Below are 9,443 nucleotides of genomic sequence, written 5' to 3'. Positions count from 1 at the left end.
GCGGAATAAAATTATCTACTGGATAGCTACCATCTGGCTGGCTTTAGGAATGATATCAACCGGAATGGTGCAGCTATTAAAAGCGAAAGCCGGGGCAGGAGGGGCCGATAGCCTTGCCCATTTAGGCTATCCGGGCTATTTTCTGACAATATTAGGAGTTTGGAAAGTTTTGGGGGTTATTGCGGTGCTTGTTCCTAAATTTCCTGTGGTAAAGGAATGGGCATATGCCGGTTTTTTCTTTGCCATGTCGGGAGCGATATTTTCGCATTTGGCATCGGGCAATCAGGTAACTGAAATATTTCCGGCCTTGCTGTTGCTGGTACTCACAATCATATCATGGTATTTCAGACCTGCCGAAAGAAAAGTAACTTCGGGTAACCAATTATAAGTAACATGAACCCCAGGGTTGATTTTTATTTTAATAAAACCGAAAAGTGGCAGGAAGAGATAGAGCAAATGAGATTGATCGCACTTGATTGCGGGCTCACTGAAGAACTGAAGTGGGGCAGCCCCTGTTACACCTACCGCGATAGTAATATTGTTTTGATCCATGTGTTTAAGGAATACTGCGCGTTTTTATTTTTTAAAGGAGCGCTGTTGAGCGATACCCATCAGATCCTGATTCAGCAGTCGGAGAATGTACAGGCTGCCCGCCAGGCCCGGTTTACCAATGTTGAGCAAATTGCAGAGCAAAGAGCTATTTTGAGAGCTTATATTTATGAAGCCATAGAAGTAGAAAAAGCCGGGTTAAAAGTAAACTTAAAAAAGACCGAAGATTTTGCCGTTGCTGTTGAATTTCAACAGAAGTTAGATGCGATCCCCGCCCTGAAAACGGCTTTTGAAGCATTAACGCCGGGGCGGCAAAAAGCCTATCTGCTGCACTTTGCACAACCGAAACAATCCTCAACCCGCGAAGCAAGGGTTGAAAAATGGATGCCGCAGATTCTTAACGGAAAAGGATTGAATGATTTGTAATACACAGAACAAGAAAAAAGCGCGGGGTTGCGCGATTCCCTCCCTTGGGAGGGCGTAGGGCAATGTGATTATGTTAAGAGATTGACAGGTTGCACCAGAGGTGCAAAAGGTTTGTAGAAATTAAAGATTTGTATGTCTTAGTGTGCCAGAGGTACACAACTCCGAGTGTTCCGTACCTCTGGCACGGTTATTTTCGGTATATGATATTACTACAAACCTGTTCCCCCTCTGGGGGATTTCCCTTAACTTAATGACATTGGGGTGTAGGGATGGGTTTCGTAGATATGCATATTCGTTCGAAATGACGTATAAACCCCTCCCTGCCACCGCACATTCCTAACACACCACTCCCGAGGGAGGGAATTTGAAAATCATACACCAGTTAAACCATAACCACCACCAAAAAATGAAACTATCACCAGAACAACAGCAAGAACTCCTCGGTATATTAAAAACGCGTTTCGAAAAAAACATGACCCGTCACACCGGCCTTGAATGGGCCAAAGTACAGGTAAAGCTGGAAGCCAATGCCGAAAAGCTATGGCCGCTCAATGAGATGGAAATAACAGGCGGCGAACCGGATGTTGTTGCTTATGATAAAAACACGGGCGAATACATTTTTTACGACTGTGCCACAGAAAGCCCCAAAGGCCGCAGAAGTGTTTGTTATGATCACGAAGCACTGGAAGCCAGGAAAGAATACAAGCCGGCAAACAGCGCTGTTGAAATGGCGCGGGATATGGGCATCGAACTTTTGAATGAAGAACAATATCGTGAACTGCATAAGCTGGGAAAATTTGACGCCAAAACATCAAGCTGGATAAAAACGCCTGCCGACATCAGGAAACTTGGCGGCGCCATTTTTGCCGATTTCCGTTACGGTACCATTTTTATTTACCACAACGGCGCGGAGTCATACTATGCCGCCAGGGGATTCAGAGGGGCGTTGAGGGTTTGATATTTAAGCTGCACATTCATTATGGTAGCCTTGATATCTATGCGCGTCGGAGTTTCTTTTCTCAGGGCCAGTTATGTATTTGACTTGAACTTGCCGTCGATATTATCGCTCACATGAACCACAGACAAGCTGCATTTTGTTATCGCTTCCCGCACCCTTTCCAATTCCGTGTTCATTGCACCTAAATGAAAATGATATTCCGCTTCCAATTGTTGAATGGCCTCTAAAATGCGTTGTTCGCCGGCTAACAATATATCGTATTCTGTTGGCTTCATAATTGTCCGGGTTGTGATAGTTGCGAACGACCAATATTTGATATCCGCAATTCATAGGTTTAATAACAGGTTATAACGTTACCACGTTAATGCGCAGGGTTACTACGCTACAACTATACGTTGTTTGGCAAATGAAATCTTTTATAACCGATAATCAAATGAAAATCGACCAGCAGTTAAAATGAATCGACGAATATGATTCCTGGAGATTTCAAAAATTGGTCGTGTAAAAAAGACACAATAAACACAACCCTGCCTCCAAAATATCGTAATAGGCTTAAAATTAGTTAGAAACGAGAGGGTGAATGTTTAAATATTCAAAAGCAGAAATTGATTTATTAAAAAAATACGTTTTGATCTGTTCCGGTTTATCCTCAGTAACGGAGGTGGATATGCCAGTTTTAGCAAACAAGATTAAAAAGGTGACAGGTAAAGAAATAAGCCGAATTACATTAAGCAGGTTGTACGGGTTAAAAGAAGCGAAGTTCGGTCCGTCATTGTTCGCACTTCATGTGCTGGCAAATTTTTGTGGGTATGAAAGCTGGGAGAAGTTTTGCGGAGTAGCATTGCCGGTTGAGGAAAAAGACGAACACAAGTAGTTTAGCGCTTAACCGATTCTTTTTCCCAGGATTTTTAATCCCCTTTCCTGGTTATCCAGAACAGCTATATTGGGAAGGTTTCCCCATTCTTCGAACCCAAAGTTTTGGAATAATCTTAAACTGGGCTCATTGTGTGCGAAAATGAAACCAATTAAGGTTTTTATATTAAGCGTTGGAGCGATGGCAATGCTGTACTCAAGCATCTTTTTTCCGAACCCCTTGCCCCGGTGGTTGGCATCAAGGTAAATGCTGATCTCAACGGTTGCGTTGTAGGCCGGTCGCCCGTAGAACGACTGAAAGCTAACCCAGCCGACAACGTTGTTGTCGCTGTCCTCCGCCATTCATAGTGGCCTGGAATGGTTATGCTCATCAAACCACTTTTTCCTGCTGTCAACAGAAACCGGTTCGGTATCGGCGGTTGACATTCTTGATGCAACGGTCGAATTATATATTTCAACTATCTTGTTTAAATCAGTTTCAACGGCATCTCTAAACTTTAGTGGTTCCATGGGGGATCATTTAAGCTTCTTTTATCCAAAGATAGAAGCAGATCATATGTGAAATAGAGGTAGTTGTAACTTTAAATTACATCAGTCCGACTTCCAAAAGTATGCGGCCAGATCGGCAATCTTAATCCTGGCAGCGTCTGTTAAAAACAGATATTTAACCAATATCCTCTCCATTACTTCTTTGTGTCCTTCAATGGTGTCGTTTGTTGACCATAGTATACCTTATAAATAAAAAATGTGCGGAGTTAACTGCACTGGCATAAAGATGCGGTGTAGCGAGATGTGCTGAAAGCTTATTGAGCGCAACGAAGCTTGGCGTGATGTTATGAGGAGCTTAAGAGTGAAGAACACCGATGGACCTGGTGTGGTGGCCTAACAGAGCGACAGGCATAAGCAGAGCTACCCTTACCTTCATCTAAGCAACAAATGAGGGTGAGGGTAGCGGGAGATTATGTATATGGAAACTTAAATGTAATCATATCTTTCTGTTTGATACCGGCCTTTGTAAGCGTAATGCCTGTATTCAACATCTGATTTCAAATCTAATTCTTGATCTACCTGAACATCACTAAGATTGTAGTGTCGTTTGTTTAAAAAGCCAACACTTCTTATGGTTGGATGCTCAATAATTGGAGTCAAGTCTCCGTCGATGACATTGGTATCAACAAAACGGAAGTCTATCAGATTTGGAAAGTATTTCAAGAAAGAGAGATCTTGAATTGGCCCACAGGCGTTTAAGCAAAGAACCCGAAGCTCGGTTAGACTAAGTAATTCATCTGTGAAACTAAACTTCTTTGATTGGTTGATGTGTAGATATTGAAGAGTTTGGCTTAATTGAGTTATTCCTAAATCAGTCTCCAACTTAGTGCAGTAGTGCAATTCGAGCCTCTTTAAGTTGCTAAACTTTTCAATTCCTTGAAGGTTTTTAATGTTCGCCCAATTAAGTTCCATGTATGATAGCTTGTCGGAGCCCGGTAGGTTATCAAAAGAAGCCTCATTGTGCTTTAAGTGCCATAGTATTGCATACTCAACTTTAGTGAAATTGTCACTAAGTGTACGTGCCACCTTAAGGTCTTGGTTAAGATAGTTACCAGCTTCAAGCTGTTCAAACCAAATAGTGTTATATCGCCAGTCCATTTACGTAGCCATTTATGTGATTAAGTTTAGTATCTCTGTTACAAGTCTAGGCTAATATAATAAGTTGGAATGGTATTCAATACGCCAATGAGTTAATAGGTAGTCGAGGTCAACAAAACTAAAAGAACATATTCAATTGGTAAAATTACCTTTTGGATATGCTCTTTAATGTGTTGATAAAAGTCGGGATGGCGGGATTCGAACCCACGACCTCCAGCACCCCATGCTGGCGCGATACCGGGCTACGCTACATCCCGAATTAATATATAGCCAGGTTACAAATATAATTGTTGTTGGCATAATTCAAAATCCCGGAATAAAAAGGAACCTGATTCTTTCTACGGAAATGTAAAAAGATATATCGTTATGAATGCGCTTTAGTCCCCAATCCGCTTAGTTAGCATTACTGTAACTTAACGGGCAGGATCTATCCAATGAACTGACAGTATTTTGTCAGTGTTCAGTTTTTAAAAACCGGGTGTTCAGCCTCGGAAAATGAAAATTTGCAACTCGTTGATTATCAGTTAAAATTTGTTCAGTCCGGCTTTTAATGCATTTTGGCCGAAATGCAAGTGGTTGACTATCAGCTATGTGTTTTTAAGAAAAAAGAACAAACGTTCATACTTTTAAAACTGAACACTTGTAAATCCCCGGGGGGAGCTGTAAATGGATAAGCCGATATTTTAAAATAGGCTAAGAAGCTTGTAAAGCACAATCACTTCTTCACCAACGGTTCGGTATGCGTAAGCGCAAATTTTCCGAAGAGTTTAACCGGTGTTCCGTGCTCGTTATACAGCACTTTACCTGTCGCTTTTATCTCCTTGGGTCGGCTGCCGTCTAATGGGTTAATGAGGTAGGTCATTGAAAAATCGGCCCCGGTTTTAAATGATTTTTCAACGGCATCCAAAACCGCCTGGCGGTGCCGTGGATCAACAACCATAATCGCCTCATCTATTACCGGTTTTGTTTTTTCGGGAAAGCCACGGAGCCGCAATCCATAATCAGAAAACGTAAACTCCTTGCTGTTAAAATCCAGCGACCAATCCCACAGGGTATGGTCATAAGCTACCGTCAATTCCAGGCAATCCAGTATTTCGGATAACTGGTCATTAAGCCGGTCGGATTTTATATAAGAAAGCTCTAATTCTTCGCCCAGTGCCAGCAGCTCATTTTTCAGAACGGCTATTTCCGCATTTGAAGCTGCATTTATATTGAGCAATGTTTCGTTGGTAGTGTTTGCACCAGGTTGAATGGGCTTCTCTTGTTCAATTGACGCATCTGCGGCGGGTTGCTTATAGTTTTTCTTTCGCCTGATTAAAAAGAGGTTAAGATATAAAAGGTAAAATATCGCGCCATAAAACAAGAAATTTTGCCAAGCGCTGCCAACGCTGAAATAATTCAATATGGGGGTATTGAGCGGGATCGGAACGGACATGATAGGGCAGCGGTTAAATTAATGCAAGGTAATAATTAACTATACGCTTAACAACCCGTTAAAACACCTATTTTGTGTTAATTTATAATGTGACAATTAACTTACGATTAACTTTCGGCCAAAACGAAAAGGGATAACACCTATCGTTGTTAATAGAACTTTTGACGAAGAAATTTCTGCCGGGGCAGATATAATTTTTATTAAAAAAACAAGTTCTATATTTTACTTGTAAACCTTTTAATTTAATGGCGCGGTGTTTAAATATCGGTGAATATAGTTGCGCTAAGTTATTGCTTTGTACCGCTTATATGCGGCGTTTGTACTATTGTTAATTTATGGTCTGCTGTGTATCTTGTTGGCTTCTTTAATAAATTATGAACAGGTCATTTACATATAGCTTAAAGGTTTGGCTGATGCTTGTTATTGTGGCGCCGCTGCTTCAGCTGGTGTTGTCCTGGTTTATTATCGAGAACCCGGAAATAAGCCTTATTGATGAGATCAGGAAAGACTATATCATTTTTGCAGATATGATCCTGCTGGTTACTATCCCTTTTGCCTTTGTATTTTGGATGGCTATAAATTATTTATCAAAAAAAAGAGACCCATTCTACATAAAACAGGTTTTAACCACATCCATTTTGATCATTACCATGCTGTCGTTCTGCGAATTGCTTTTCGAAAAGAAAGTTTCGGCGGTATCTTCTGTTGCGGTGATCATATTCCCGTATTCAGTTACCGGGATAGCCGGCATCTGGCTGCATAAGCTCGAACCCGAAGAGGCTGAGGAAGAAGAACCAGTTGAGGAACGTGAATAGAATAACCGCTCAGGTTTTTCCCATTATTTCTGTTAAAAACCGCATATTGCCCAATAAAGCGGCGTAATCAATTTTTGTTGTCACAAAACAATTAACATTTTATTATTATTGCTTTAATTTTTAACTTAAACCAGCACTTGTTATATATAATACATGGCTTTTGCGTTTTATAAAGCGTGTGTATTTAATGTTTTTCCACCTGTAGTATGGCCTCGACAGAAAATTATGAACTTTTGCTTGGCAAGATCAATACTTTTACCCGGAAGTATTATTTCAATAATTTTCTGCGCGGATTAATATTTTTAGGCACCGGTCTTTTCAGTGCTTATGTAGTTATTACGCTGAGCGAGTATTTCGGCAATTTCAGCATTCTGCTGCGTACCATCCTTTTTTACTTTTTTATCCTCCTCAATACCATATTGGTTTGCTGGCTGGTTTTACCATCATTGCTGGCCTGGCTTAAACTGGGCAAAACCTTAACGCATGATGAAGCCGCCGAAATTATAGGTAAACATTTTAATGATGTTCATGATAAACTGCTCAATACCCTGCAACTTAAAAAGCTGGCTGCCGAAGATGAAAGCCACCGTGCGCTTATCGAAGCCAGTATCGACCAAAAGATAGAGGCGCTTAAGCCGGTAAGTTTTCCGTCGGCCATCAACCTTAAAGAAAATACTAAATATTTAAAATGGGCGCTTGGTCCGCTGGGGGTAATTATCATCATTGCTTTGGCCGCGCCATCTGTTTTAACGGAAAGCACTAAAAGGCTTATCAGGCATAATGAATATTTTGTGCCCGCGGCCCCGTTCAAATTTGTTGTACTGAACAAAACGCTTTCTGTTGTTCAGGGTAACGATTTAAAGCTTGACCTTAAGTTGGAAGGCGATAGGCTGCCTGCCGATGTTTATGTTGAAATGGGCGAAAACACGTTTAAGCTTGATAAGGACAATATCAGCCGTTTTCATTACCAGTTTAGCAACCTGCAGCAAAATACCCGTTTTAAATTATCGGGGAATGGCTTCAGTTCGGCAATCTATGAGATCAAAGTAAACCAGAAACCGGCGTTGCTCCATTTTGATGTTGAATTGAACTATCCGGCCTATCTGCATAAAAAAAATGAAAAGCTGCTTAACGCCGGCGATTTGACTATTCCTGCAGGTACAACGGTGAACTGGCAATTGCATACCCAATACGCAAGCGCGCTTATGTTTGATATGAACGGGCAAAGTCATCCCGCCGTGCAAAACGGAGCCGACTTATTCGAGCACCGCGAAAGGGTGCTGAAAAACTCGGTTTATAAACTTTTGCCGGTTAACGCGCAGGTAAATTATAGCGATTCGGCCACTTACCGCATCAGTGTTGTTACCGACGAAGCGCCTTCTATCTCTGTTGATGAAAAGCCGGATTCGGTAAGTATGAAAGCTTTTTATTTTAACGGTAAGATCCAGGACGATCACGGCTTTTCGTCGCTCACGTTTCATTACAGTATTGAAGCCGCTGGTAACAGCAAAGCCAAAGAGTTTACCAAAAAGGTTAATGCTGATCTGGCCCAAACGCAGGCCGATTTCTTTTACTACTGGAACCTGAAGGAAATGGGTATTAACCCAGGCGACCATGTAAGCTACTATTTTGAGGTTGCCGATAACGACGAAGTGACCGGCCACAAAACAGCCCGTACTGCAAAACATACACTAAATGTCCCCGATAGCAAGGAGGTTAACCAGCAGTTAAATGCTGGATCGAAAGCAATAAAAGAAAAAATGGAGTCGGCTATTAAGCTGGCCGGGCAGGTTGAGCGCGACGCTCAAAAGCTAAACCAAAACCTGCTGAACAAAAATACACTCTCTTTCGATGAGAAAAAACAGGTAGAAGACCTGATGCAAAAACGCAAGGACCTGGAAGACCTTGTAAAAGATATCCAGGCCGATAACAAAAAGAATTTATACAACCGCCAGGAAAATCAAAAGCAAACCGAAGAGATCATGGCCAAGCAAAAACAGATAGAAGACCTGTTTAACAATGTGCTTGATCAAAAAACAAAAGAGCTGCTTCAAAACCTGCAGCAAATGTTAAACGAGCAGCAAAAGGATGCTACCCGCGATGAACTGTCCAAAATGCAGATGGATAATAAGTCCTTAAAAAAAGAGCTCGACCGGGTACTGGAACTGTACAGGAAGCTGGAGTTTGAGCAAAAGCTTAACCAAAACCTTGATCAGCTGAATAAGCTGGCCGATGAGCAGCAAAAGCTATCAGATCAAACCAAACAACCCGGGGCCGATCAAAAGAACTTACAGCAACAGCAGGATAAACTGAAGCAGGATTTCCAGGATGTGAAGAAAGGCTTTGACGAACTGCAAAAAACCAACGATCAGGCTGAACGTAAATCCGACTTTCAAAACCCCGAAAAAGAGACAAATGATATTGAACAGCAGATGGAGCAAAGCGCTGGTGATCTGCAAAAAAAGGATAATTCAAAGGCCTCAAAATCGCAGCAGCAGGCAGCCAAACAAATGAAGGAGCTTGCCGCTAAAATGCAAAAGGACAGTGACGAAGGCGAATCAAAAGAGAATGCCGTTGATGCACAGCAGCTGAGGGAATTGTTAAAAAGCTTGGTCAACAGCTCGTTTAACCAGGAAAAGCTGATGCAGACGTTGAAGAATACCAACCCTACAGATCCGTCATATGTTACTTTATCGCAAAGCCAGAAGGATATTAAGGACAACCTGAAAACGGCCGAAGA

Annotated in this window: 11 protein-coding genes and 1 tRNA gene; 6 read left to right on the top strand and 6 right to left on the bottom strand. The window is 41.7% G+C overall.

The window, feature by feature from the left end:
- The 3 genes from VF500_RS29690 to VF500_RS29680 all read left to right on the top strand — a co-directional run.
- Nucleotides 1-388: DoxX family protein (locus tag VF500_RS29690; protein ID WP_330863120.1), on the top strand; the 388-nt coding region annotated here is incomplete at its 5' end.
- Between the two features lie 5 nt (nucleotides 389-393).
- Entirely contained in the window at nucleotides 394-975 is a 582-nt protein-coding gene (locus VF500_RS29685) for a YdeI/OmpD-associated family protein (RefSeq protein WP_330863119.1), read from the top strand.
- Nucleotides 976-1,381: 406 nt separating this feature from the next.
- A complete protein-coding gene (locus tag VF500_RS29680; protein ID WP_330863118.1) occupies nucleotides 1,382-1,933 on the top strand; it encodes a DUF4256 domain-containing protein in 552 nt (183 codons plus the stop codon).
- 71 nt (nucleotides 1,934-2,004) lie between these two features.
- Here VF500_RS29680 and VF500_RS29675 read toward each other — a convergent pair whose 3' ends face one another.
- Nucleotides 2,005-2,208: a hypothetical protein gene (locus VF500_RS29675; protein WP_330863117.1), complete on the bottom strand. Its 204-nt coding sequence runs from the start codon at nucleotides 2,206-2,208 to the stop codon at nucleotides 2,005-2,007.
- A 305-nt stretch (nucleotides 2,209-2,513) separates the two neighbouring features.
- On the opposite strand from VF500_RS29675, the gene VF500_RS29670 reads away from it, so the two are divergent.
- Nucleotides 2,514-2,807: a hypothetical protein gene (locus tag VF500_RS29670; RefSeq protein ID WP_330863116.1), complete on the top strand. Its 294-nt coding sequence runs from the start codon at nucleotides 2,514-2,516 to the stop codon at nucleotides 2,805-2,807.
- 8 nt (nucleotides 2,808-2,815) lie between these two features.
- On the opposite strand, the gene VF500_RS29665 is transcribed toward VF500_RS29670, so the two are convergent.
- The 5 genes from VF500_RS29665 to VF500_RS29645 all read right to left on the bottom strand — a co-directional run bounded on the left by VF500_RS29665 (nucleotide 2,816) and on the right by VF500_RS29645 (nucleotide 5,888).
- Nucleotides 2,816-3,148, bottom strand: coding sequence for an N-acetyltransferase family protein (locus VF500_RS29665; RefSeq protein WP_330863115.1), 333 nt, complete (start codon nucleotides 3,146-3,148; stop codon nucleotides 2,816-2,818).
- Nucleotides 3,149-3,316: a hypothetical protein gene (locus tag VF500_RS29660; protein WP_330863114.1), complete on the bottom strand. Its 168-nt coding sequence runs from the start codon at nucleotides 3,314-3,316 to the stop codon at nucleotides 3,149-3,151.
- A 465-nt stretch (nucleotides 3,317-3,781) separates the two neighbouring features.
- Entirely contained in the window at nucleotides 3,782-4,453 is a 672-nt protein-coding gene (locus VF500_RS29655) for a hypothetical protein (RefSeq protein ID WP_330863113.1), read from the bottom strand.
- Between the two features lie 183 nt (nucleotides 4,454-4,636).
- A tRNA-Pro gene (locus VF500_RS29650) sits at nucleotides 4,637-4,710 on the bottom strand.
- Between the two features lie 458 nt (nucleotides 4,711-5,168).
- Nucleotides 5,169-5,888, bottom strand: coding sequence for a hypothetical protein (locus VF500_RS29645; RefSeq protein ID WP_330863112.1), 720 nt, complete (start codon nucleotides 5,886-5,888; stop codon nucleotides 5,169-5,171).
- Between the two features lie 374 nt (nucleotides 5,889-6,262).
- Between VF500_RS29645 and VF500_RS29640 the strand changes: the two genes are divergently transcribed.
- On the top strand, nucleotides 6,263-6,703 hold the full coding sequence (locus tag VF500_RS29640) for a hypothetical protein (RefSeq protein WP_330863111.1): 441 nt from the start codon (nucleotides 6,263-6,265) through the stop codon (nucleotides 6,701-6,703).
- A gap of 206 nt (nucleotides 6,704-6,909) precedes the next feature.
- A partial coding sequence (locus VF500_RS29635) for a hypothetical protein (RefSeq protein WP_330863110.1) occupies nucleotides 6,910-9,443 on the top strand: 2,534 nt, incomplete at its 3' end.

Source organism: Mucilaginibacter sp. (assembly GCF_036383575.1).
In the GTDB taxonomy this organism is placed as follows: Bacteria; Bacteroidota; Bacteroidia; order Sphingobacteriales; family Sphingobacteriaceae; genus Mucilaginibacter.
Note: the sequence above shows the minus strand (reverse complement) of the source record. Positions and strands in the feature narration are given on the sequence as shown.

Bases quoted from the DNA above. Each gene is read 5' to 3' on its own strand.
- VF500_RS29680 (WP_330863118.1), top strand. From the start codon at position 1,382: ATGAAACTATCACCAGAACAACAGCAAGAACTCCTCGGTATATTAAAA.
- VF500_RS29660 (WP_330863114.1), bottom strand. From the start codon at position 3,316: ATGGAACCACTAAAGTTTAGAGATGCCGTTGAAACTGATTTAAACAAG.
- VF500_RS29645 (WP_330863112.1), bottom strand. From the start codon at position 5,888: ATGTCCGTTCCGATCCCGCTCAATACCCCCATATTGAATTATTTCAGC.
- VF500_RS29685 (WP_330863119.1), top strand. From the start codon at position 394: ATGAACCCCAGGGTTGATTTTTATTTTAATAAAACCGAAAAGTGGCAG.
- VF500_RS29670 (WP_330863116.1), top strand. From the start codon at position 2,514: ATGTTTAAATATTCAAAAGCAGAAATTGATTTATTAAAAAAATACGTT.
- VF500_RS29665 (WP_330863115.1), bottom strand. From the start codon at position 3,148: ATGGCGGAGGACAGCGACAACAACGTTGTCGGCTGGGTTAGCTTTCAG.
- VF500_RS29675 (WP_330863117.1), bottom strand. From the start codon at position 2,208: ATGAAGCCAACAGAATACGATATATTGTTAGCCGGCGAACAACGCATT.
- VF500_RS29655 (WP_330863113.1), bottom strand. From the start codon at position 4,453: ATGGACTGGCGATATAACACTATTTGGTTTGAACAGCTTGAAGCTGGT.
- VF500_RS29640 (WP_330863111.1), top strand. From the start codon at position 6,263: ATGAACAGGTCATTTACATATAGCTTAAAGGTTTGGCTGATGCTTGTT.